Origin of the sequence: Rothia sp. HMSC064D08, from assembly GCF_001809525.1 — a bacterium.
Taxonomy (GTDB): domain Bacteria; phylum Actinomycetota; class Actinomycetes; order Actinomycetales; family Micrococcaceae; genus Rothia; species Rothia dentocariosa.
In genome coordinates, this window is sequence record NZ_KV797900.1 from 177,416 (window position 1) to 199,988 (window position 22,573).

Here is a 22,573-nt window from a genome sequence, read left to right on the forward strand (position 1 = left end):
TGGTGGGAAAAATTCTAGGTCTTACCTAAAACTTCACATTAAAAGGTAACAGTGTTGCCCCCGGCTGCGCAGGAGCAACACTGTGGGCAGTTAGTGTTTATTCACCAGAGCAAGGTTACGTTGTGCTTCGGCGTAGGACTGCGGATCGTCTTCTTCGAGAACGTGGTTCCATGCGGTCACGGCCTCATCAAGAGACCCGTTGTTATAGTAGGCGATGCCCATGTTGAGCTGTGCCACAGCATATATGTAAGGGCTGTCGCTGCGCAGAACCCTGCTCCGGGCGGCAAAAGAATCTTCAAATAGCTCTTTGTCTTCGTATGCGCTGCCCAGGTTGTTTTGTGCTGCGGCGTACGCTTCGGGGCTGTCCTCCCGGCGCACATTACGCCACACGGCGATCGCCTCATCAAGCTGCCCTAGCGGGGCATAGGTGAGGCCCAGGCTCAGCTGCGCCCGAGCATAAACTGAGGGGTTGTCATCATGGCGCACCCTTCCCCACGCGGCGATCGCCTCATCTATCCGCCCTTGATTCTTGCACGTAGAACCAATGTTGAACTGCGCCTGGGCGTAGGTTTCTGCGTCTACCTCGCGAAGCACGCCTCCCCAGCTTTGAAGGGCATCATCTGTCTTGCCCATAAGCTTATAGGTGTTGCCAAGGTTGAACTGCGCGTTGGTGTACGCTTCGAGGCTGTCGTTAAGCTGCACATTTCTGAACGCAGCGGCGGCATCATCAAGCCGCCTCATAGTTTGATAGACGCTGCCAAGGTTGTTCTGCGCCCACGCATAGGATTCCGGGTTGTCTTCACGGACAACACGGCTGAACGCGGCAACCGCATCATCAAGCCGCCCCATGTTCTTATAGAGAATACCTGCGCTGTTCTGTGCCGAAGCGTAGGCTACAGGGTTATCATGGCGATGGACATTGTTGTAGGCGGTCATCGCTTCACGAAGATTCCCCGCATCCTCGTAAACATCACCTAGAAAGTACTGCGCCCAAGAGTACGCCCCAGGATTTTCACCTGCTGAAACCGTAGCAAGGATATGAACAGCATCATTCAGCCTGCCCGCGTCAAGGCACTCTACGCCAAAGTCAAGCCGTTCTTGCGCGGTCATCTGCTCCCGGGGCTTATTCGGTTCGGTCATGCCTGCCTATCCTTAATGCTGCGGTAGAAAAAATCCAGGTTTCACCTAAAACTTCACATTAAAGGTAGCAGTGTTGCCTTCTTGCATGGAAGCAACACTCTACCTGCAACAACGGATGAAAATAGCAGCGACCCAACTAAAAAAAGCTAGAACAACTTTTCTCCGTCAGACGCCATTTTTGCCTGCTCGGTGATAGCCGCATAGTTAGGGCCTACCGTGCCGATCGTTTGGGTAAGGGGCACACCCGAGCCGTCACGTGAACCGTGCTCGGTCGGCAAGGAGCGCGCCACACCACCCGGCGTGCCAGCCTTTGCAGGACCAATGCCAACCCACGCCAGTGCCAGTTTCGACTCTCCCGTCAAGAAACGATGTGCCCGCACACCGCCGGTCGCGCGACCCTTCTGCGGGTACTCCGCCAGGGGAGTGACCTTCGCACTCGCCATGCCGTCTTGCCCGTTCGTGACGGTCACAACCTCGGCGGCAGAACCCGGGGCGGTCACGCCGAGTGCAATTACCGCATCCTGCGCACCCAGCTTAATACCAGCGATACCGCCGCCCGCGCGACCCTGCGGACGAACCTTAGCCGCATCGAAGGTCAGAAGTTTCGCTTCCTGGGTGACTAACGTTAGGGCGTTATCGTCGGAAGAGCACACGGTTGCGGCAATAACCGTATCCTTCGGCTTGAGCTTGATAACATCCCACTCCGTCTGGTTCAGCGGATACTCCGGGTTCACGCGCTTAATCACGCCGTTCGCCGTTGCCAGTGCAAGTACCTCATTCAACGGCACAAGCCCCACCAGCTTCTCACCCTTTGCTAGGGCAACAACCTCAGTAGCTTTGACGCCCGTAGTCAATACGGGAGTTCCCGAAGAATCATCGAACACCACCAAATCCATGACCGACAGGCGCACCATGCGCCCCGTAGAGGTCACCGCACCAATCTCGCCCCGCGCCGTCGTAGGAACAATAGACGTGAAGACGTCATGTTTAATACGTTTGCCCGGATCAACCAAAGCCTCACGCATTGGTTTACCCACCGTGCGCCCCAGTATGCCGGATGCCGTCAGCAGCACCCAACAGGGCTCATCGGCAATTTCAAGTGCCAACCCGAGGCTCTTCTTCGCCTTTGAAGCCCCGTTTGAGACAGCCTCAATCGCAGACTGCATATCGTCTTTCGTCTTCAAAACGGTACGGCGATCGTTGCCGTACTTCTCGGCAACCTCGGCAAGCTCGTCAGATACCAGCTCACGCAGCGCAGAATCGGAACCCAAAATTCGCTCCAGTTCAGCGATCTCCTGGCGTAACTTATCACGCTCAGCCTCAAGCTCAATACGGGAATACTTTGTAAGCTGGCGCAGACGCAGCTCAAGAATATAGTTCGCCTGAACCTCCGTCAGATCGAAGACCGCCATCAGCTTCTCACGAGCTTGCGCGGTTTCATCCGAAGACCGAATAATCTCAATAACTTCGTCAATATCAACAATGGCAATCAGCAGACCATCCACCAAATGCAGACGATCCTTATGCTTACCCAGACGGAATTCGGTGCGGCGGCGCACCACCGACAGACGATGATCGATATACACCCGCAGAAGATCAAGCAGCCCCAAGGTCTGCGGCTGCCCATTCACCAGCGCCACATTATTAATGCCGAAGGAATCCTCCAAAGGCGTGTGCTTATATAGCGAGGCCAGCACAGCCTGCGGATTAAAACCGTTCTTAATCTCAATAACAAGACGCAACCCGTGTTTGCGGTCGGTCAAATCGACCACATCAGAAATACCGGTCAGTTTCTTGGCGTTAACGCCGTCCTTGATCTTTTCAATAACCTTTTCGGGGCCCACCATATACGGCAGTTCAGTCACCACAATGCCCTGTTTACGGGGGGTCACCTGCTCAATAGAGACCTTGGCACGGGTCTTGAATGTGCCGCGTCCGCTTTCGTAGGCATCCTTAATACCGCTCAATCCCACAATCGTGCCGCCGCTGGGCAGATCGGGGCCGGGAATGAACTTCATAACCTCTTTGAGCGTGGCATCAGGATGCGCAATCAAATGCCGCGTACCCGCAATAACCTCGCGCAGGTTATGCGGAGCCATGTTCGTTGCCATACCCACCGCGATGCCGGTCGTACCATTGACCAACAGGTTAGGGAACGCCGCTGGCAGCACGCCCGGCTGCATGAACTGGTTATCGTAGTTCGGCACAAAATCAACAACGTCTTCGTCAAGATCCGCAGTCAGCGCCGTCGCAGCGGGGGCCATACGTGCCTCCGTGTAGCGGGCAGCCGCCGGGCCGTCGTCTAGCGAACCAAAGTTACCGTGCCCATCCACCAGCGGCAGGCGCATCGCAAAAGACTGCGCCAAACGTACCATCGCATCGTAAATAGCGGCATCGCCGTGCGGGTGCAGTTTACCCATGACCTCGCCAGTCACACGGGCACTCTTCACATGCCCCTTATCCGGGCGCAGCCCCATCTGCTGCATCATGTAGAGGATGCGCCGCTGCACCGGTTTCAGCCCGTCACGCGCATCTGGCAGAGCACGCGAATAAATAACCGAGTAGGAGTACTCCAAAAAGCTGGATTCCATCTCGGCAGAGACATCAATATCGACAATATTTTCGACAATATCAACCGGGTAATCTTCAACGGCGGACTTGCTGCGGCGTGCCATTTCTCTCCTTGAGGCGCACAATAATGCGCCCAATGTGGGGTGGGCGTATTCGTAATTCTATTCTACAGGTAGCGCAGAAAAATCCGCCCAAATGCCCGTCAAAGTAGCACAGGCGGCATGTAAAGCACTAAGGTATAAACTACAGTGTCTAACAACGGCACCACACATGCGCACTCGAATCTGCCTTATTACCTATGACCCTAAGGAGTCTTCATGACAGCGACCGCATATGATCCGCGGGAAAAACTCACGGCCGATATCGAACGTGCAGGTTTCTACCCAGATTTAGTGCGTGACATTGTTGATGAAGCTCTTGCCGGTTTAGAACCAGAATCCCATTTTGTGCAGGTTGAAACGCATTTCAGCCATAATAATTTGCATCGCCATATCACGGTTTTAGTTGTTAGTGGATCTCTGCTGATTCTAGCGCATTTAGACGACCAGCACCTTGAAGAAGAAGGGCAGCAGACCGTAGCACATGTGGGCGTTGAAGCGGTTAAGCTGAGTTCTCTGCGTGCCGTCACTATTAGTTACGGGTACGATAATCCGCAGGCATATAAGCCCGGAACGGTCCCCACCGAACTTTCGATGCAGATAGCATGGACGGGCTCGCTGCACCTGGAACTAGCACCCGCTACCTGCCCCGATCCGCACTGCACCGCAGATCACGGGTATAGTGGTGACGCCAGCCGAGAAGATTTAGCCCTGCGCGTCTCGGCAACAGCGGACGGCCCCGAAGCTATCCTTCAAGCGCAGCAGTTTGCCCGCGCCCTACACCGTGCACATATTCAGGTAAGCGAAAGCCGCTGATATGTCTGAATACCTCGATTACGCTGGAAATCCGGTGCCTCCGCCACCTGCTTATGGAAGCAACAGCGTGGCAGATGTTTTCGAATCGACCGCATCATTGGTAGCGCAGAGAAGCTTACCGCGTATTCAGCACCCATTAGATGATGAACCAGATTTCAGCCTGGACGCAGACCCACTCAACCTGGCACAGCGGCTAACTGAAGCTGGGGCTGACCCAAACGGATTCCGTAATATCTGCCTGATCATGGTCGATGGTCTGGGAGAACAACTGCTGCAAAGCTACGGATCTTATGCGCCTTATCTAAAGAAAACAGTTTCTTTAGGGGCATTAGATGCGGCATTCCCCACCACGACTGCAGCGTCGCTGGGATCGTTGGGCACCGCCTCCGCGCCGGGGGCTCATGGGATTGCTGGCTACGAGGTTCGCAACCCCACGACGAATACCGTGATGAACCATCTTTCGGGGTGGGATAAGAATGTTGATCCGCACGCCTGGCAACCCCTGCCCACCGTTTTCGAGCGGTACTGTACCGATAGGCGCGTGGTGACGATTTCACTGGAGAAATACCGGGGGAGTGGGCTCACCGAAGCAAACTTGCGCGGCGGTGAGTTCGTGGGCGCAGCCGACTATAACGCTCGTATTACTTATGCCTGTGAACTTCTGGCCTCGCGCACACCGACCTTGATATACCTTTACTGGGGAGAGCTTGACCAAGCGGGGCATCGCTACGGTGCGGGAAGCGACGAATGGCTTGAACAACTTGAAGAACTTAATCTGGCACTGCGCCGCCTTGCCGAACGTTCTCCGGCGTGGGCTGGTATTTTCCTCACGGCCGATCACGGCATGGTAAATGTTCCGCAGGAAAACCGCATCGACTATTCGGCGACCAAAGAACTTCTGGAAAATGTTGCTATGACGGCGGGGGAACCGCGAGCAGTACAGCTCTATCTGCACGATACTTCACCGGATGCCCGCCGCCAGAGCGCACAATATTGGGTTCGGCACTGGGGTGAGCACGCTTGGGTGCTAGACTCACACGATCTTTATGAGCGGGGCTACTACGGTACGGTAATTCGTGATGCAGCGCGAGAACGAATTGGCGATCTGATCGTTTGCGCTCGTGATGATTATGCGCTCTACGATATGCGCCGTCAGAAGGAACACGCACTCGCTATGGTGGGGCAGCACGGTTCGCTGACCGATGCGGAGCGTCTTATTCCTCTGCGGTATCTGCCGACCTCGTAACGGCAAGGACGGCAGGCTAAACTGTCTGTGTCTTCAGGAATCCTAGTAAGAAATTACTACTATTTGCGCCCGCCGAAAAGGATATCATCCCATGCGGGAATGCTTCGGCGCTGCTTCTTCGAAGAACTAGTCTTGTTCCCATCACGATTGCTTTGGTGATGCTCGCTTTTGGGCTCCGAAGTGTGATGAGCATGCTCGGGCGTCGAAGGAGCAGGGTCGTCGCTGCCATGCTCATCAACGGGTTCAACTGACTGCGGGGTATCCGGCTCAGGCTCATACACTTCCGGCTCTTCCACCACGGGAGTAACCGGGCGTACCGAGCGGGCGCGTTCGAGAAGCTCATTGAGTTTACGTTCATCACGGCTTTCGCCCTTCAAAGAAGAAGTAGGTGCATTAACGTGTACCGGAGTCGTATGAGTAGTCACAAGCCGCTGCTGCACCGGGGCGGTTGCCTCCGGATGCTCTTCGTGCTCTTCATCTTCGCCGTCCAAAGAAGTTTTCTTAGCCGCAGCTGCCACCGCAGCCGGGCTTCCCATCAGGAAGTATGCTGCCTCATTTGATGCGTACAGCCCTTGATTAGCCGGATTGTAGGTCCAACGAGCGGGGAACCGTACCTTCTCAGACAAGTTCGCGCGTGCCTCGTCGGAGAGCGCAAAGTCGGCTTCAACCCGCCACTGCCCGTTTTCTTTCTGCCGAGTTTCCCAATCCTGGGTGGCATCCTCAAAACCGTGCTGGTGCGCAATCTCAGCAATACGAGCCGCGAGGGTGACAGGAATTTGCCCTATGCCAGAAGCTGAATCACGTCGTCCCACTTTCACGTTTTGAGCGGCGCGAATAATGTGCGAGCGCTCCGCCACGATAGGCCACTCGTACCTGCGCACGCGCTCTGGTTCCCAGCCGGATTCTTCAGCAATTTCTTCTACGCTTGCACCCTGTCGGAAGCGAGTTTGAATATCACGCGGACCGAAAGACCCCTTAGTACCTCGCCCGCGAAGCGGCTGGATGCGTCGTGCCTTAGTGATGCTTGTGCGCAGATTCGCGTCAATTGGAAGGAGAAACCTAGTGCCGTCAGCAGACTCAAGCACCAGATTTTCACCGTCATCATGTACGCCAATCAGACGCAATTCAAGCATAAGAACCTCCAAATTCATGGGTGGGGCAACACCACAACCATGCCGTTATGCCGGTTTAAAAACATAAAGTTACCTACCAAGGGTACCGTGAGAGCCGCAAAAAACGGTAGTAAAACCCCCAAAACATCGTGAAAAAATCCTAAATTGATATCTTCCAAGAGGCCTTTATGACGGCTAAAAGTTCACTAACTGCGTCCCGATTAGACAAAACGGGTATCAATAGTGAACAATACCTGCATGCCGCCGTCGCATAACACGCCGATATGTGATGGGGTATTACCTATTTAGACCACCGTGGGCGGTAGGATTTCAGCCCACCAAAAACGACGGAGCGTGATAGTTTGGCAACTGATTACGATGCACCCCGCAAGCAGGATGACGAACAGAACGAAGAATCCTACGAAGAGCTGAACGCGCACCGTTCGGAGATGCAGTCCGGGGCGGTGGATGAGGATGAGAATACCGCGGCAGAAAGTTTTGAGCTGCCCGGTGCAGATCTCTCCAATGAAGAGCTCAACGTAGTGGTTCTGCCCGCACAGGAAGACGAATTCACCTGCGCATCCTGCTTCCTGGTTCGTCACCGCTCGCAGATTGCGCGTGAAGAAGACGGTCTGTTGTACTGCGTAGAATGCGAAGGATAAGAAGCTAAACCATACGACTCAAGGGCGGTTTCCTTAGGGAGACCGCCCTTTTAGCTGAGAAGAGAACTAGCCGTTTAGAATCTCGGCTATTTTTTCGGGATTACGGGTTGAGGCAATCCAGTAGGGGGTTGGATCGGCAGGGTCGGTAATATCGAGGCGGATTTTTGGTGTAATCCAGCCGCGAAAACACATATATGCGCGCCCATCAAGGTCGGGACCAGCCGCAATACGGGCCCGTTCGCCACGAAATGCGTGTGTTTCACCCACATAAGCACGCTCAATACTTGCTCGCCCCACACGAACCCAATCCTGCGATATTTCAATAGTGGGTGCAGAAAAATATAAAATCCACCCGAGAAGAAGCGTAACAACGACAGCAGCAATAATACCCACCGGAATACCAATAGGAGCGCCCACCAGATAAGATGCACCTCCGGCACACAGCGTGAGAAACCACATGCCAGGTCCAGGAGAAAGACGCTCATAATAGAGCGTATGAGGTGACGAAGAAGCCATCGTAATAGTCCTTCTAATCTTGTTGGGTACCTGTTCAGATGGCGTCTAGAAAATAGAGTGTGTGCACCATCTGGGCAGAAAATCATATTCAACATTCTAACCGAGGTTATTTTCTGCGCACTCCAGCACCGTGCAGTACTTATGTGAAACTCCTGTACGCTAAGGGGACAGAGATGACGTAGCCCCGTATGTTCGGTAGAGTGAAAGACATGATTAATCCCATTGATGTCCAGATTAAGATGCTTGATGCAGAGCTCCCAACACCGTCTTACACCAATCCTGGTGATGCGGGCGCAGATCTGCGTTCACGAGTAGATTTTGCACTGGCGCCTGGAGAGAGAGCACTTGTACCTACCGGTATTGCTATTGCTCTTCCCGAAGGATATGTAGGGTTGGTGCATCCGCGTTCGGGGCTTGCTACTAAACACGGCATCACAATTGTTAACGCACCGGGAACTGTCGATTCTGGGTATCGCGGTGAACTTATGGTGACGTTATTGAATACGGATCGTGCAAAGTCTTTCCAAATCAAGCGTGGTGATCGTATTGCCCAGCTTGTCATTCAGCGTTATGAACACGCTAATTTTGTGGTGGTAGAGAACCTTGACGAAACCGAACGAGGATCTCAGGGATTTGGCTCAAGCGGCTTGAAATAATCTTTTACCGCGTAATTCGGCAGATAATAGACTTTAATCGCACAAAGAAATATACAATATCTGCATACAATATGAGACGCACTAACATCTACCAGTAAGGGATATTCAGTGTTTGGTTTTGGCAAGAAAAGCTCTGACGATGAGCGTAAGAAAGCAGAAGAGAAAACTACTAAGGTTACTTCTAAAGACTCCAAGAAAGAAGATGCTGAGCTAACCAAAGCTAAGTCTAAGTCCAGCCTTAACAAGGTCGATCGTGATGATGAAGAGCCCGAGGTAGTTATCTACGACCGTTCTGAAGGCCCCCACGATATTGGTGAGGTTGATGATACCGAAGAATACATCGACCTTGGTGCTCTATATATTAAGATGCTTGACGGTCTAAATCTGCGTCTTGAGATGGACGAAGGTACGGGAGCTGTAATTGCCGCAACCTGTATTCGTGCTGGTGGAACCCTCCAAATTCAGGCGTTTGCAGCGCCTCGTAGTACTGGTATATGGGACGATATTCGGCATGATCTTGCCGAGTCTGTGGCATCGCAGGGTGGAACCGCCGAAATGTATACGGGCGAGTTCGGAGCCGAGATGCTGACCCGTCTTCCCGCTACGACTGAGGACGGGAAACGAGGGGAGCGCATCGCACGATTCGTTGGCGTCGATGGCCCGCGATGGTTCTTACGTGGTGTTATTTCTGGCGAGGCTGTTCTAGGCAATGAAGAAGCTGCTGAAGCGATCGAAGAGGTCTTCCGTACCGCTATTGTCAATCGTGGCGACGACCCCCGCCCGCCACGTGAGCTATTACCCATGACGATGCCGGAACAGATATATACCTTAGACGACTCAGGTGATGAAGAGCAGGAACCTGAGGAGCAGGTGAGTAGTCGAGAGACTGAAACGAAGAAAAAGAAGAACGAGGATAAACGCGAACTACGCCCAATGCCTCGTCGCGGGCCCGAGATTACAGAGATTGGGTAATGCCGCGCATAGATAACAGCCACGCTGCACCCGGTTCGGGGACTTCTTCTCAAGTTGAGACGGAGTACCCCGAACGTTTTCGTGTTCGCCTAGCTGGCCGTATCGATCAGGTTTGGATTCCTGCTGTTCACGATAAACCGCTCTACCAAGCAGAACTTATCGTGGCGAAGTCAAAACCGCTTCAATGGGCCAGTCCTCTAGCCCTGATTGGTATGCCCATTGTTGAGCCTCCTGGCGAAGACTTTGACGATGAGCAGGAAGACTCGCAGAATGCTGAGACCATTATGCCTGATGGAGACCAGCAACAATCAGTTTTGGGGAAGAACCCCATGACGGAGAGTTTAGAAGTGCGGTTCCCCTCACGTCCGCCGTTTTCTGTGGGAGAAAGAGTAACCCTTATTTGGCATGGGCAGCGTGTGGTTCCTGGTTTACTGGCGGGGTGCCTATTGCGGTGCTCTGGGGTTATTTCAACGCACACGTATCCGCCCGTGATGTACAACCCCCGATACGAGATTGTTCCCCAATACTTCTTAGAAAAGGATCCTCGACGTGGTTAATACTCCACATGACCCTCAGCATTCGAATAACCAGTATGCCTCTGACGGTGCCCAGAGTGCAGAGACAAACTCGATATCGGGGCAAGAGTCATTAGGTAAGAGCCTGGGTGCTTCTTTGGGGGGCAATATCCGCCGTACAGAGTCAGGTCATGTGGATGTGCTCCATGCAATTGGCGGGTGGCGTGGACTCGTAGAAACTTCTCTGCCTTCTTTACTCTTCCTTATCTTCTTCACGGTCACCAAAGATTTAAACTTGGCCTTAGTTATCGCGGTAGCAGCTGCAGGTATTTTTACCGTGCTGCGCCTTGTACAGCGCAGTAAACTCATACCTGCGGTGTCGGGTATTGTGGGTGTTGCAATTTGTGCTTTCACTGCTTTTCGCACAGGGAACGCTGCCGACTATTATTTGCCGGGTTTTTGGACGAACGGCATTTACAGTGTTGCGTTCATAGCTTCGATTATCGTGGGTTGGCCTCTGGCGGGACTCATTTTCGGGTATATCAGAGGAGAGCAGCTTACCTGGCGACAGAAACCCGAACGTTTGAAAGCCTATAAGCTGGCAACGTGGATTATGGCGGCTGTCTTGCTGTTGCGACTTGCGATCCAAATACCGCTTTACTATATGAACGCTACCGAAGTCTTAGGTGCTATGCGCATCGTTATGGGGTTGCCTCTGTACGCGGCGGGTATCTGGCTGGCGTGGCGAGTATCTGATCCGGCAGAAACCTCATAGCTAAGTGTCGCTGGGCAATATTGCTGTAGTCTCAGAAGACACAAACAACTTGCGTAATCAAAAGGACGCTATAACCCGCTCCTATATTCCGCGTTTCAGCTGAGAAATAGCTCGTTTTCGTTGGTGCTCTAGGAGGGGAGAGATAATCTAGGCGAAGAGCGCCCGAATTTGGTCTTCTCCGTCAAGCGTTGTGATGAAGAAAAGTTCGTCGCCACCCTCAATAACAACATCGGCGGAAGGTGCAACCGGAACACCATCGCGCAAGATGGCGGTGAGTACCGTATCGGTTGGCCATTGCACATGGTCTATCCTGTAGCCAATCACAGGATGATCGAGCGGTACCGTATACGCCGCCAACGTCGCCCCGCCGGCCTGAAGTGTAAGCAGACGTACCACATCGCCCACCTCGACGGCTTCCTCCACGAGAGCCGTCATCAAACGCGGAGTGGAAACTGCCACATCCACGCCCCAGGCATCATCGAAAAGCCACTCATTCCGGGGATTATTCACACGCGCTACAGTGCGTTGTACACCAAACTCGCTGCGGCACAGTAGAGATACCATCAGATTAACTTTGTCGTCACCGGTGGCGGCAACAATCACATCAGCGGTATTCGGGTGAACCTGGCGCAAAACAGATAGCTCACAGGCGTCACCAATATGCCAGCGCACCCCCGGCAGGTCGGTACGTTTTTTCATCTCAGGCTTGGAATCAATAATAGTGACCGTGTGCCCATTCGCCTTGAGTTCCTTAGCGATAGATGCTCCCACGGAACCGGCCCCAACAATAAGTACCTTCATGTTATAAGCTCCTTATGCTTTCGGGCGACGGCGATCGCTGGGGTGCTGCGCCGGGTCTATCGGCTTCGCATGGAACCAATCCAGCCGGGGATCGGTACTGTACTCGACGTCTTCATCAGTACGAGGCGACCGCGAAAGAATCCGAGAGACTTCGTTAATATCGTCCGTGCGCATCATAATGTGTACGGTATCTCCCTGCTGATAGGCGGTATCTGGACGTGGCAGCATGCCTTCACCGAATCGGGTAATGTAGGCGATGCGCACCCCGGCAGCACGCTCAATATCCACGAGTGCATGACCTGCCCATTGTTCATGCAGTGGAATCTCAGTAAGCATGAGCCTGCCCGATGGCTCCCGAAAATCCCCCTTGAGTGCCTGCTCCGGTAACAGACGACGAAGTACCTGATCCGTTGACCACCGAACGGCGGCTACAGTGGGAATACCTAGACGCTGAAAGAATTCGGCGCGATTTGGGTCGTAGACTCGGGCAACAACATTTTTTACTTTGAAAGTCTCACGCGCCACGCGGGCGGCAATAATATTTGAATTATCTCCCGAAGATACAGCAGCAAAAGCATACGCGTCCGAAATACCCGCCTGTTTGAGCGTTTCTTGGTCAAAACCGACACCGGTCACCAACTGCCCGCTGAACCCTTTACGCAAGGGCTGGAAAGCTCGCTCATCTTGATCGATAACGGCTACCGTATGCCCCGAAGCCTCTAGAGTACGGGCAAGCATAACTCCCACACGACCAGAACCCATAATGACGAAATGGGGCATGTGCTTTCCTCCTCAACAGACGACCGGTTTTCCTGTTAAGTGTACCGAGTAAGACCACTAAACGCCCGATAACCTGCGAAACACGCGGCAAATAAAATTGAGCTTTACCCCGCAGGCGGATAGCCTTAAACCTGTGAAATATCGTTGGGAAAAAATTCGCAGCGCCTTCACCGGTAAGCCGGTAGATTCGCGTCAAGTAGCGGCCATGTCGCTGCCTAAGCGTTTTGCCCTACCCCTTTTCGGCTCTGACGGTATTTCATCTGTCGCATACGCCGCCGACGAGATTATTCTGATGCTCGCCGTTGCGGGTAACGCAGCCATTGTCTATGCCCCCTGGGTTGGGTTAGCGGTCGCCGTCGTAGGTCTTATGATCGTAGGCACCTACCGATACAACATTAATCAGGTCGCTGCCGAAGGCGACTTTGAACTAGTGCATCGGCGGTTGGGCAGTAAACCCGCCGTTATTTTGGGGGCCTCGGTACTTCTTGATTTCGTGCTTACGGTTGCCGTTTCCATGTCGTCGGCGGCAACATTCCTGGTGGCACTCTACCCAGAATTACAAGATCATCGCAGCGCCATCGCAATACTGCTCATCATTATTTTGACCGTAGTGTCTCTGCGCGGTCTACAACTCATGGGAAAGATAGCACACTGGCCGCTCTATATTTTCCTCGCGATCCTAGGCGTTACGCTGTGCATTGGAATTATCAAATCCTGGATGGGTGTGCTTGCTAAAGCAGAATCGGCAAACTACTCGGTACTCCCCGAAAACGTCGATTCACAGCTGATTGGCATAGCGTTCTTCTTCTTGATCTCACGGTCTTTTTCAGCGGGTGCAGTTGCGCTCTCCGGAGTTTCCACGATCTCAAACTCCGTGCGTTTCTTCCGGCGCCCCAAAAAACATAATGCCGCCCTCACCCTCATGATTATGGGTACCATAACGGGTGTGCTTCTCGTCAGCATACTTTACATAGCCCAAGTTACCGGCGTTACTATGGTGCATGACACCACACAATATTTGTTGATTGAGGGGCGCGCGCCGGGCGAATTCTTCCACCAGAAACCCGCGCTCTATCAGATAGCACTCGCTATCTATGATGGTGCCCCGCTCATACCTCAGCTGCTTGTTTTTGCCACAGTTGCAGTGCTGACCATAGCGTCTTTTACAGCTTTTATCGGTTTTCCGTTGAGTTCATCTGCTCTCGCTGATCGCAGGTATCTGCCAGTTCAGCTACGGAGTATCAACTCTGTGGGCCTCTACCGTAACGGGGTTCTCCTGCTGGCTGTTATGGCAACATGTCTAACGCTGCTTTTTGGCTCGGATATTTTCTCGCTCATTCAGCTCTATCTCGTGGGTATGTTCCTCTCGATGCTGCTCACTCAGGGATCGGTAGTGAGCTACCGCATCCGAAAACTGCGCATTACACTGGCATTTACTTCGCGCCGACACCTGATCCGTGACCTAGCCGTCAGTATCATCGGGGTTATCGTGACCGCCGCTGTACTTATTACTGTTATTGTCACTAAGTTCATGGCAGGTGCCTGGCTTTCGCTTCTTATAATCGCTACCTTGTTCGGGGGCATGATGATAACCCGTAAACACTACGATGCCGTCATCAAAGCGGCAGAAATACCATATGAAGATCTAGAATCCGCCGATCTATCCTCGCTGCCTTCACGGGTTCACGCCATTGTTTACACGAAAGATCTCAACAAACCCGTGCTTCGTGCCCTAGCCTATGCGCGCGCATCCCATCCTTCAACGCTGGAAGCTCTGACCGTTAATAACGACCAGGCCACTCTTGACGATGTGAAGACTCGCTGGGATCGCATGCGGATTCCTGTACGACTCTCGGTGATTGACTCACCCTACCGCGATACCGTCCAAGCCGTACATAACTATGTGCGCCGTATTCAGAACAATACATCGCGGGATGTTATTGCCGTTTACATTCCAGAGTTTGTTCCGGAACATTGGTGGCAGCGCCTCATTCATCCGCGAACTGTCAAACAGCTTAAGAAAGTTTTAGAGCAAGAGCCTAATGTTATTCTTGTGACTGTTCCGTGGAGCATTCATGAGAATGCAACGTCCATTGATACCGAGGACATTGATACCTCCGTTCACTCCCATAAAAACGATACGATGTATCGGGGCTCAACCCACACAGAAAAAACGTGATATTCCATGAGAACCCTTGAGATTTTCTCATGCTTATGGCAGGGTTGAACGGTTATTTAAAAATAAGCGGTGTAGAATGCTTCACATCAGAATTCTGTAAGGAGAAGACGCGTGAACACCCCTGAAACCAGCACAGTACGTGACTCCGGTGCGGATAACGTTACCTCGGAGCAGGGGTACACTATAGGCGATCTAATCCAGGTAACCTGTGAAACACCCGCCCACGGAGGTGCACTCGTTGCACGTACGCACGCCGGGGTCGTTTTCGTAAGGCACGGTGTAGTGGGTGAAGAAGCCCAAGTTCGGATTACCGCAATAGGCCCAAAAAACCGTTTCTACTTTGCAGATGTTGTAGCCGTCAAAGTGCCTGCACCAGTGCGCCGTAAGCATCCCTGGGCACAGGCAGATGCCCTCAAAACCCCCGAAGAACGTCAGAAACTCACCGGCATAGCAGAGCTTCTTGGTGGGATGGAATATGGACACCTAGAACCCTCTGAACAACGGCGTTACAAAGCCGAGATCGTACGAACTCAGCTTCATCGCCTAGGCGGCATCCCTCTAGAATCACCACTCTTAACAAACCTTATCGTTGAGTCTATGCCTAATCGAGACCTCGTCGAAGGCGACCTCTCCTGGCGATCTCGTATACGGTACACCACCGCTAAAAGCATTGAAGACGGTACCACGTATTGGCGCATCGGCATGTACCCCTACCACAGCTCGCAACCGGTACCCGTCGTTGATTTTCCCCTCGTGGCACGCGAATTACGTGATCTAGAACTTCACAAGCTCAACCTGCGGGGCGTTCGAGAACTGGAAGCAACACTGTCTTCACGTGGGCGTATTCTGCTCCAATTCATGGTTGACCCCCGGTTTGAGACAACCCATGTCGCCAAAGAGATTGAAAGGCAGTGCATCCAGCTTTGGGGCGAGCTTGCTAAGCGTAAAATCTCGCTTTTCTTCACCCCCTATAGCGGATCGAAAGCAAAACCGAGCAAGCGTTCGGGGCAGCCCAGCGTGCATAGCCCTTATCGGCGTGTGCGTCAGGGAGATATACTCCTTGGCGGTGGGTTACGTTCCGTAACCGAAGAAGTAAGTTTTGGTCCGCGAAGGTTCAGCTATCAGGTTTCCGCAGGTGGCTTCTGGCAGATTCACCGCTGTGCCCCCTCAACTCTCATGGGCACCATGTTAACCATGCTCCGCCCAACCTTAGGCGAATGCGCCCTCGACCTATACGCCGGTGCTGGGCTATTTACAGCAGCGCTCGCGGATGCTGTCGGATCAGAAGGAACGGTTATCAGCGTTGAAGGTTCCCCGGTAACGCACCGTGATGCGCGTTCCAACTTCGCGCCGGATGGTCCTTCCCGAAGCGATAACTCCAAGGAAACCCGTGTTGAGGTTATTCGCGGAGACGTTGCACAAAGCCTTCAAGATCTTAAAGCAGCACATAGCCTTGGTCAGATACCTACCCCGGATGCCGTGGTACTTGACCCATCTCGTGAAGGGGCAAACCGCAAAGTTTTGGAACGCCTCAACGAACTCAAACCCGGGCGCATTCTATATGTGGCATGTGATCCTGCAGCCTTAGGACGCGATACAGCTATTTTGCGTGAACTAGGCTGGGATCTCGTACAGGTACGGGCATTTGATATGTACCCTAATACGCATCATGTTGAGACGCTCGCTCTTTTTCACCGTGCGCCTGCGCGTATTCGTCCGGCGCGTCTGTCAAAACGTCATAAGTAAATTCCCGTAGATACAGCAAAACTGTATGTACCTAAGATGGAGAACACGGTAACCATGACTTTTTTCGGCAACCTTCAAATGGGTATATATAGCCCAACCCGTTAGAATTTAACTGTTAGACCTAGAGGTACATTGTTGACCTCAACTGTGCAGAAGGAGAGTGTATGTCTGCTGAGAACGAGGCGAACAAGGAATCCTCAGGGTTCTTGTCCGATATTCGTGAACCTCGGGATTTGCGCCCCCTCAGCTACGAGCAGCTGCGTGAACTCGCTGAAGAGATCCGTCAGTTTATAGTAACGAATGTTTCTGCAACGGGTGGTCATTTAGGTCCCAATCTTGGCGTTGTTGAGCTGACTCTTGGTATCCACCGTATTTTTAATTCGCCCCACGATTCTATTCTCTTTGATACAGGGCATCAGTCCTATGTACACAAGCTGGTGACTGGTCGTCACGCCTTTGACACCCTGCGCCAAAAGGGCGGTTTGTCGGGGTACCCGGACCGTGGCGAGTCTGAACACGATATTATTCAGTCCTCGCACGCTTCATCATCAATTTCCTGGGCTGATGGTATTTCACGCGCCTACGCTCTCAACGGAGAAAATGACCGCTATACGGTGGTTTTAATCGGTGATGGTGCGTTGACCGGAGGCATGGCCTGGGAAGCCGTGAATAATATCGCTGCCGACCGTAGTCGTAAAGTCGTTATTGTAGTCAATGACAATGGTCGATCGTATGCGCCTACTATTGGCGGTTTTGCTAACCAGCTGACGGCACTTAAGCACGAGGTGCAGCAGCAGGTTGACCGTATGCGTCTTGACCATCGATACGATCGGGCACTTGATGCTATGCGCCGTGGTCTGCAGCGTGGTGGGCCGCTGGGGCAGATGATTTACCGGGGGCTGCACGGCATGAAGGTCGGTATTAAGGACGTTGTGGTCCCCAAGGGTATTTTTGAAGATCTCGGCATGAAATATGTTGGTCCAATTGATGGGCACGATCAAGAAGCTGTTGAGACCGCCTTGCGTGCCGCTAAGAACTACGGCGGCCCGGTGATTGTGCACGCTATTACGGAGAAAGGACACGGCTACGCTCCGGCACGTGCGAATGATGATGATCAATTCCATGCGGTAGGACGGATTGATCCTCTTACCGGTAAGCCTGTCTCAACCAGCACTGAAGAGTCATGGACGAGTGTTTTCGGTCGTGAGATCAAACAGATCGCGGATGAACGCGAGGACATTGTGGGCATTACCGGTGCCATGCTCATCCCTGTTGGCCTACGTGAATTCGCGCAAGCGCATCCGAACAGAGTCATTGATGTTGGTATCGCAGAACAGCACGCCGTTGCGATGAGTGCGGGCTTGGCATACGGCGGTATGCATCCTGTGGTAGCGCTCTATGCGACCTTCTTAAACCGCGGCTTCGATCAGCTCTTGATGGATGTTGCCCTTCACAAGGCGGGCGTGACTCTGGTTCTTGACCGCTCCGGTATTACTGGACCTGACGGCGCAAGTCACCACGGCATGTGGGACTTATCGCTTCTGCAGTTTATTCCTGGGTTAAACTTGGCCGCTCCACGCGATGCTGCGACGCTTCGTGAAGCGCTTCGTGAAGCCGTCGCTATTGATGATGCACCGACCGTTGTCAGGTACCCAAAGGGGTCGGTGGGTGAAGATATTACTGCCCTGGAACGCCGCTCTGACGGGGTGGATGTGCTGACCCGCACCGGGCGGCCGCATCCTGAAACTGGGCAGCGCGATGTGCTGTTTGTTGCCGTTGGCGCTATGGCACGGGTAGCGCTCGAAGTGTCTGAACGCCTTGCCGAGCAGTGCATCCATTCGACGGTGATTGATCCGCGATGGGTTATGCCGGTTCCGCATTCGGTGGTGGATTTTGCGCGAGACCACCGCATCGTGGTGACTCTCGAAGATGGTGTGCGCGCGGGCGGTGTGGGTTCACGCATTCGCCAAGAGATGCGTGCGGCTGGCGTGGATACGGCGTTGAGTGAGCTCGGCTTACCGGCAGAATTTATACCGCATGCGTCACGTGAGGAAATCCTGGAAGATGTTGGTTTGTGCGCGGAAACCATTACTGCCGATATTCTCGCGCAGCTTGCGGGCGATAAGGTTCCCTTCGCACGCGAGGAAGGACAAAAACCGCGGCATACCCAGTAATTTTCTTGTGGTGATTGACCGAGTGCAAAAAATAAAACGTTGGGGTGTGTAGATTTTCACACACCCCCTAACGTTTTTATTGACACGAAATCTAGACGTTGAAAACTAATATACCGTCAATACCCATATGTGAAAGGTATTATCCTCCAACAATGATCCTGCCGTCTTTCACCTCTGCTTTATAGGATTTCAACGGCGACTCGGCAGGACCACCTTTGACTGAGCCATCGGCGAGCGCAAACTGAGAACCATGGCATGGGCACACAATTTGGCTGTTGTTTTGTACGTTGAGTTGGCATCCTTGGTGGGTGCAGGTGGAACTAAAAGCCTTGAAGACACCGTTTTCAGGCTGAGATACGATAACGGTAACGCCGCCTTTGGTAAGTTTCGCCGCTTTGCCGACGGGTACCTCCGAAACTGCCGCAATATCGGTGGGGGACTCTGGCCCGGCAGCACCGTTACCGCCGCCTCCTCCACCACCGCTGGAACCTTCGGCACAGGCGCTTAAAGCAAGAGCCCCTGCGGTAGCTGTAGCCCCCGCTACGAGTGCATTTCGGCGCGAAAGTTTATGCTCCAGCTCCTGAATGCTCTGAGAGTTCGGCTCGTGCGCAGAAATTTCTGATTGTGCGCACGAACAGGTGCACGATGGTACTTCGTTCATCGTTCCTCCTTGAATTCCCCGGTGTGTGAAGCCGGGCTTATGTGATGCTGAGGCGACCGTACCTGTGGGATAGCTGCGTGTCGCTCTCTTATAAATCTAGAGGATAAATCGTATGCACGCGAATAAGCCGTTTTGTTGTGTGGCGTGCGCCTCCATATTTTTCTTGGGTTGAGAGATCCATGTGTTAAGGCATTAGCCAAGGTGTCGCTGGAAAACTTCATGAAGATCCGGGGCGAGGATTTCAATCTGCCACGGGCGCACATCATGCGAGCGAAGAGCCTCAAGAAGGGCCTCTTGAGAGTAAGGCTCGGGCGGATCCCAGCACAGACGCCGTATACAATCAGCACTGATAATATTCTGTGCTGGAATATTGAGCCGCTCTGACTCCCGTTGTACTATCTTCCGCACTTCGCTAAGAATCTCTAGTGAAATAGGGCGTTTCGTTTCCCAAGCCTTAAGCGGGGGAGGGGCGGTTGCCGGAATGGTGTAGGGCGCCGGGTCCTCACCCCGAGAAGCTGATACTATCGCACGCACCCAGCGGGGACCTTCACGTTTCAACAGTCGAGTACGGAACCCCGGAATCGCCATGATAGCTGGTACATTACGAGGCATTTTCTGCGCAGCCTCAACAAGTGCGGCATCTGAGAGTAAAGCCTTAGAATCTATATCTTTCTTCTGCGCTAATTTATCGCGCTCGAACCAAAGATTCCGCAGGGCTGTTAGTTGCGGTACGGACCGGAGCGTGTTCCGTCCCTTCGTTTTCCTCCACCGTTCGGCTTTCTTCGCAGCAGGGTCGGCGGGCGGCAGTGAACAGAGATAGGCAAATTCCTGGCGGGCATACTCAAGTTTTCCCTGGTCTTCTAAAACCTCTTCCAAGGCATCGCGTAAATCTGCCAGTACATCAACATCAAGGCATGCGTAGTTCAGCCAAGACTCTGGCAAAGGACGTTGTGACCAGTCTTCTTGGGAGTGCTTTTTCTCAAGTTTGTATCCCAGAAGCTCTTCGACAACAGCTCCCAGGTTCACCCGTTCCAGGCCCGCTAAACGTGCACCGAGCTCGGTATCAAAGAGAAGACGCGGTCGCATTCCAAGAAGATCCAGACTCGGAAAATCCTGGGTTGCTGCGTGAATAATCCATTCGGCATCTGCTAGAGCATCGTTGATGATCCTAAGGTCAGAGAAAGCTTCGGGATCGATCAGGTAGAGCTTATCTTCGCGTTTCAGCTGCACCAAGAAAGCCCTGATCCCGTACCGTATACCCTGTGCGCGTTCCGTATCGACTGCAACCGGGCCGGATGCAGCACGCAAAGATTCAGCAGCACGTTCAAGCGCCCTCTCCGTGTTGATAATGGAGGGGACCGGAACTGACGGGGTAGTTAGCGGAATAACATCGGGAACTGTGAAATCAGCAGGTAATCCGAGCATAGGTGGGAGTTTGATAGGCTCGGTACTCGGGCTGAGACTCATCTGAAAGTGGTTCCTTGAATATCCGTTTCTGGTAGCTCCCTCGACGGGGCTGAAAACAATAACTCCACCATTCTACCCGTTGCCGCTGTGCGTTACATTTTTCTTCAAATATACCGAAAACCCAAGGATCGGCACCGGGCTAACAGCAGTATTGTCTCGTAAATAGCTCTAGCTTACGACTTCTGCGGTTCCAATGTGAGACAGACAGAATTGATGCAATACCGCAGATCAGTCGGAGTATCGTATCCTTCACCTTCAAACACGTGGCCCAGATGCGAATCGCAGGCGGCACAACGCACCTCTACCCGGCGCATCCCGAACGTAGTATCTTCCAGATACCGCACGCGTTCTTCTGCAAGCGGGGCGAAGAAAGAGGGCCAGCCGCAGTGCGACTCAAACTTCTCAGCAGAGCGGAAAAGCTCGGTGCCGCAGGCTCGGCACGAATACACACCCTCAGTTTTCGTGTCCCAGTATTCGCCGGTGAAGGCTCGTTCGGTGCCGCCTTCACGCAGTACCGCGTACTCTTCGGGCTTGAGAACTTCACGCCAATTCTTCGCAATTTTACCGACACCCGGTAGTGAATTTCCCACTGCTACTCCTTCAAATCTTCTCTTATGAGCTGTCGTCGTTATAACGGTGCTGGCTCGGGTTTTGTTCCCGGTGGTACAGGTCCGTGACCCATTCGGTAACGGGCAGGTTCAAGCCTTTTAGTCGCGCCTCGTAGTTGCTGCGCTGGTGCATCCCCAAACGTTGAGCCACTGCCATCGACGCCCGGTTGCGGGCGTGAATAACAGCAAATACTTGCTGATGCCCAGCCTCCGCAAGCTCACCCATTACCTGCTGGGCGGCGCGGGTGGCGATGCCCTCACCCCAGAAAGCGCACCCAAGCCGCCAAGCCAGCTCAATCTCTCCGACCGGACCCCAATCATTCAACCACCGGTGGGCTCCGGTGAAACCAGCCACCTCACCGTTGGCCAGCACCGTGTAGAGGCAGAAACCTTCCCGCTCGTATTCGGCGCGAGCCCGCACCACCATATCCTCATAGTGGGCGAGTGAATCTGCGGGTCGCCCCAAATACTCCATGACGCGCGTATCCCTGAACAGCGCATACCATTCGGCGGCGGCAGGGATCCGCAGCTCAAGACACGGCTGCTCAGGCGCGAAGAGGCGCATAGTTGCCGCCGGTGAGTTTAAGCAAGTCGGCGGGGGAGAGCTCAATATCAAGCCCGCGTTTACCGCCAGAGACCAAGATAGTTTGATACTGCTCGGCGCTGGCATCTAAGAGTGTGGGGGAAGGAGTTTTCTGCCCTAACGGCGAAATACCACCCACCACATACCCGGTGCGGCGCTCGGCAACCTTCGGATCACACATGGAGGCACTCTTCCAACCAAGGGCGTGTGCCGCCGCCTTCAGGTTTAGCTGCCCGCTCACTGGCACTACCGCCACCGCAAAATCTTTGTCATGAACAATCAGAAGCGTCTTGAATACCTGCTCAGGATTGGCGCCAAGTTTCTGCGCGGCCTCCAGCCCAAAGGAGGTTTCTCCCTCCACATGCTCATACTCACGAATCTCAAAAGGAGTCTTAGTTTCCTTCAAGAGCGCGACCGCAGCGGTGGAGGCACCTTTCTTGCCGCTTTTATTCTTTTTAGCCATGAAGACTATTCTACGAAAACGTGAGGTGAACC

General features: G+C 53.3%; 21 protein-coding genes. 10 read left to right on the forward strand and 11 right to left on the reverse strand.

The annotated features are described in order from the left end of the window. Positions 1-90: 90 nt before the first annotated feature. Both HMPREF2625_RS07560 and HMPREF2625_RS07565 read right to left on the reverse strand, forming a co-directional pair. Complete coding sequence (locus HMPREF2625_RS07560; RefSeq protein ID WP_070523588.1) at positions 91-1,140, reverse strand: tetratricopeptide repeat protein; 1,050 nt, start codon at positions 1,138-1,140, stop codon at positions 91-93. A gap of 146 nt (positions 1,141-1,286) precedes the next feature. Further along, on the reverse strand, positions 1,287-3,815 hold the full coding sequence (locus HMPREF2625_RS07565; RefSeq protein ID WP_070523590.1) for a DNA gyrase/topoisomerase IV subunit A: 2,529 nt from the start codon (positions 3,813-3,815) through the stop codon (positions 1,287-1,289). Positions 3,816-4,028: 213 nt separating this feature from the next. Here HMPREF2625_RS07565 and HMPREF2625_RS07570 point away from each other — a divergent pair, with 213 nt between their 5' ends. Both HMPREF2625_RS07570 and HMPREF2625_RS07575 read left to right on the forward strand, forming a co-directional pair. After that, a complete protein-coding gene (locus HMPREF2625_RS07570) occupies positions 4,029-4,625 on the forward strand; it encodes a DUF5998 family protein (RefSeq protein ID WP_013398920.1) in 597 nt (198 codons plus the stop codon). 1 nt (position 4,626) lies between these two features. Further along, positions 4,627-5,871, forward strand: coding sequence for an alkaline phosphatase family protein (locus tag HMPREF2625_RS07575; RefSeq protein ID WP_070523593.1), 1,245 nt, complete (start codon positions 4,627-4,629; stop codon positions 5,869-5,871). A 59-nt stretch (positions 5,872-5,930) separates the two neighbouring features. Here HMPREF2625_RS07575 and sepH read toward each other — a convergent pair whose 3' ends face one another. Beyond that, positions 5,931-7,022, reverse strand: coding sequence for a septation protein SepH (sepH, locus tag HMPREF2625_RS07580; protein WP_070523596.1), 1,092 nt, complete (start codon positions 7,020-7,022; stop codon positions 5,931-5,933). A 323-nt stretch (positions 7,023-7,345) separates the two neighbouring features. Between sepH and HMPREF2625_RS07585 the strand changes: the two genes are divergently transcribed. After that, positions 7,346-7,645: a DUF4193 domain-containing protein gene (locus HMPREF2625_RS07585; RefSeq protein WP_004004482.1), complete on the forward strand. Its 300-nt coding sequence runs from the start codon at positions 7,346-7,348 to the stop codon at positions 7,643-7,645. 66 nt (positions 7,646-7,711) lie between these two features. Here the strand turns inward: HMPREF2625_RS07585 and HMPREF2625_RS07590 are convergent, their stop codons facing one another. After that, positions 7,712-8,161 carry a DUF3093 domain-containing protein gene (locus tag HMPREF2625_RS07590; protein ID WP_070523599.1) on the reverse strand — a complete coding sequence of 150 codons (450 nt, stop codon included), beginning with the start codon at positions 8,159-8,161 and terminating at the stop codon, positions 7,712-7,714. A gap of 209 nt (positions 8,162-8,370) precedes the next feature. On the opposite strand from HMPREF2625_RS07590, the gene dut reads away from it, so the two are divergent. From dut to HMPREF2625_RS07610, 4 genes are all read left to right on the forward strand, one after another. Next, positions 8,371-8,817 (forward strand): dUTP diphosphatase, encoded by a 447-nt coding sequence (gene dut, locus HMPREF2625_RS07595; protein ID WP_246826750.1) that lies wholly within the window; start codon positions 8,371-8,373, stop codon positions 8,815-8,817. A gap of 108 nt (positions 8,818-8,925) precedes the next feature. Further along, the gene (locus HMPREF2625_RS07600) at positions 8,926-9,789 is read left to right on the forward strand and encodes a DUF3710 domain-containing protein (RefSeq protein ID WP_013398924.1); all 864 of its coding nucleotides are present in this window, start codon (positions 8,926-8,928) and stop codon (positions 9,787-9,789) included. Further along, the gene (locus tag HMPREF2625_RS07605) at positions 9,789-10,346 is read left to right on the forward strand and encodes an asparaginase (RefSeq protein WP_070523606.1); all 558 of its coding nucleotides are present in this window, start codon (positions 9,789-9,791) and stop codon (positions 10,344-10,346) included. The genes HMPREF2625_RS07600 and HMPREF2625_RS07605 overlap by 1 nt, the downstream gene beginning before the upstream one ends. Continuing rightward, on the forward strand, positions 10,339-11,079 hold the full coding sequence (locus HMPREF2625_RS07610; protein ID WP_070523609.1) for a DUF3159 domain-containing protein: 741 nt from the start codon (positions 10,339-10,341) through the stop codon (positions 11,077-11,079). The genes HMPREF2625_RS07605 and HMPREF2625_RS07610 overlap by 8 nt, the downstream gene beginning before the upstream one ends. A gap of 147 nt (positions 11,080-11,226) precedes the next feature. Here the strand turns inward: HMPREF2625_RS07610 and HMPREF2625_RS07615 are convergent, their stop codons facing one another. After that, positions 11,227-11,880: a potassium channel family protein gene (locus tag HMPREF2625_RS07615; RefSeq protein WP_004004494.1), complete on the reverse strand. Its 654-nt coding sequence runs from the start codon at positions 11,878-11,880 to the stop codon at positions 11,227-11,229. A 12-nt stretch (positions 11,881-11,892) separates the two neighbouring features. Continuing rightward, positions 11,893-12,660, reverse strand: coding sequence for a potassium channel family protein (locus tag HMPREF2625_RS07620; RefSeq protein WP_004004495.1), 768 nt, complete (start codon positions 12,658-12,660; stop codon positions 11,893-11,895). A gap of 97 nt (positions 12,661-12,757) precedes the next feature. On the opposite strand from HMPREF2625_RS07620, the gene HMPREF2625_RS07625 reads away from it, so the two are divergent. The 3 genes from HMPREF2625_RS07625 (at position 12,758) to dxs (ending at position 18,759) form a co-directional block, all read left to right on the forward strand. Next, entirely contained in the window at positions 12,758-14,839 is a 2,082-nt protein-coding gene (locus HMPREF2625_RS07625) for an APC family permease (RefSeq protein WP_070523612.1), read from the forward strand. Positions 14,840-14,950: 111 nt separating this feature from the next. Continuing rightward, positions 14,951-16,585, forward strand: coding sequence for a class I SAM-dependent RNA methyltransferase (locus HMPREF2625_RS07630; RefSeq protein ID WP_070523615.1), 1,635 nt, complete (start codon positions 14,951-14,953; stop codon positions 16,583-16,585). Positions 16,586-16,749: 164 nt separating this feature from the next. Continuing rightward, positions 16,750-18,759, forward strand: a complete 2,010-nt coding sequence (dxs, locus tag HMPREF2625_RS07635; protein ID WP_070523618.1) for a 1-deoxy-D-xylulose-5-phosphate synthase — start codon at positions 16,750-16,752, stop codon at positions 18,757-18,759. 139 nt (positions 18,760-18,898) lie between these two features. On the opposite strand, the gene HMPREF2625_RS07640 is transcribed toward dxs, so the two are convergent. From HMPREF2625_RS07640 to ybaK, 5 genes are all read right to left on the reverse strand, one after another. Further along, positions 18,899-19,420, reverse strand: a complete 522-nt coding sequence (locus tag HMPREF2625_RS07640; protein ID WP_004004499.1) for a Rieske (2Fe-2S) protein — start codon at positions 19,418-19,420, stop codon at positions 18,899-18,901. Positions 19,421-19,612: 192 nt separating this feature from the next. Continuing rightward, positions 19,613-20,887 (reverse strand): HRDC domain-containing protein, encoded by a 1,275-nt coding sequence (locus tag HMPREF2625_RS07645; RefSeq protein WP_004004500.1) that lies wholly within the window; start codon positions 20,885-20,887, stop codon positions 19,613-19,615. 173 nt (positions 20,888-21,060) lie between these two features. Continuing rightward, positions 21,061-21,477, reverse strand: a complete 417-nt coding sequence (msrB, locus tag HMPREF2625_RS07650; RefSeq protein WP_004004501.1) for a peptide-methionine (R)-S-oxide reductase MsrB — start codon at positions 21,475-21,477, stop codon at positions 21,061-21,063. A gap of 22 nt (positions 21,478-21,499) precedes the next feature. Next, the gene (locus tag HMPREF2625_RS07655) at positions 21,500-22,060 is read right to left on the reverse strand and encodes a GNAT family N-acetyltransferase (protein WP_004004502.1); all 561 of its coding nucleotides are present in this window, start codon (positions 22,058-22,060) and stop codon (positions 21,500-21,502) included. Further along, positions 22,041-22,541 (reverse strand): Cys-tRNA(Pro) deacylase, encoded by a 501-nt coding sequence (gene ybaK, locus HMPREF2625_RS07660; protein WP_004004504.1) that lies wholly within the window; start codon positions 22,539-22,541, stop codon positions 22,041-22,043. The genes HMPREF2625_RS07655 and ybaK overlap by 20 nt, the downstream gene beginning before the upstream one ends. Between the last annotated feature and the right edge of the window lie 32 nt (positions 22,542-22,573).

Bases quoted from the DNA above. Each gene is read 5' to 3' on its own strand.
- dut (WP_246826750.1), top strand. From the start codon at position 8,371: ATGATTAATCCCATTGATGTCCAGATTAAGATGCTTGATGCAGAGCTC.
- HMPREF2625_RS07640 (WP_004004499.1), bottom strand. From the start codon at position 19,420: ATGAACGAAGTACCATCGTGCACCTGTTCGTGCGCACAATCAGAAATT.
- ybaK (WP_004004504.1), bottom strand. From the start codon at position 22,541: ATGGCTAAAAAGAATAAAAGCGGCAAGAAAGGTGCCTCCACCGCTGCG.
- HMPREF2625_RS07605 (WP_070523606.1), top strand. From the start codon at position 9,789: ATGCCGCGCATAGATAACAGCCACGCTGCACCCGGTTCGGGGACTTCT.
- HMPREF2625_RS07565 (WP_070523590.1), bottom strand. From the start codon at position 3,815: ATGGCACGCCGCAGCAAGTCCGCCGTTGAAGATTACCCGGTTGATATT.
- HMPREF2625_RS07655 (WP_004004502.1), bottom strand. From the start codon at position 22,060: ATGCGCCTCTTCGCGCCTGAGCAGCCGTGTCTTGAGCTGCGGATCCCT.
- dxs (WP_070523618.1), top strand. From the start codon at position 16,750: ATGTCTGCTGAGAACGAGGCGAACAAGGAATCCTCAGGGTTCTTGTCC.
- HMPREF2625_RS07575 (WP_070523593.1), top strand. From the start codon at position 4,627: ATGTCTGAATACCTCGATTACGCTGGAAATCCGGTGCCTCCGCCACCT.
- HMPREF2625_RS07590 (WP_070523599.1), bottom strand. From the start codon at position 8,161: ATGGCTTCTTCGTCACCTCATACGCTCTATTATGAGCGTCTTTCTCCT.
- HMPREF2625_RS07560 (WP_070523588.1), bottom strand. From the start codon at position 1,140: ATGACCGAACCGAATAAGCCCCGGGAGCAGATGACCGCGCAAGAACGG.
- HMPREF2625_RS07570 (WP_013398920.1), top strand. From the start codon at position 4,029: ATGACAGCGACCGCATATGATCCGCGGGAAAAACTCACGGCCGATATC.
- HMPREF2625_RS07615 (WP_004004494.1), bottom strand. From the start codon at position 11,880: ATGAAGGTACTTATTGTTGGGGCCGGTTCCGTGGGAGCATCTATCGCT.
- sepH (WP_070523596.1), bottom strand. From the start codon at position 7,022: ATGAATTTGGAGGTTCTTATGCTTGAATTGCGTCTGATTGGCGTACAT.
- HMPREF2625_RS07645 (WP_004004500.1), bottom strand. From the start codon at position 20,887: ATGAGTCTCAGCCCGAGTACCGAGCCTATCAAACTCCCACCTATGCTC.
- HMPREF2625_RS07620 (WP_004004495.1), bottom strand. From the start codon at position 12,660: ATGCCCCATTTCGTCATTATGGGTTCTGGTCGTGTGGGAGTTATGCTT.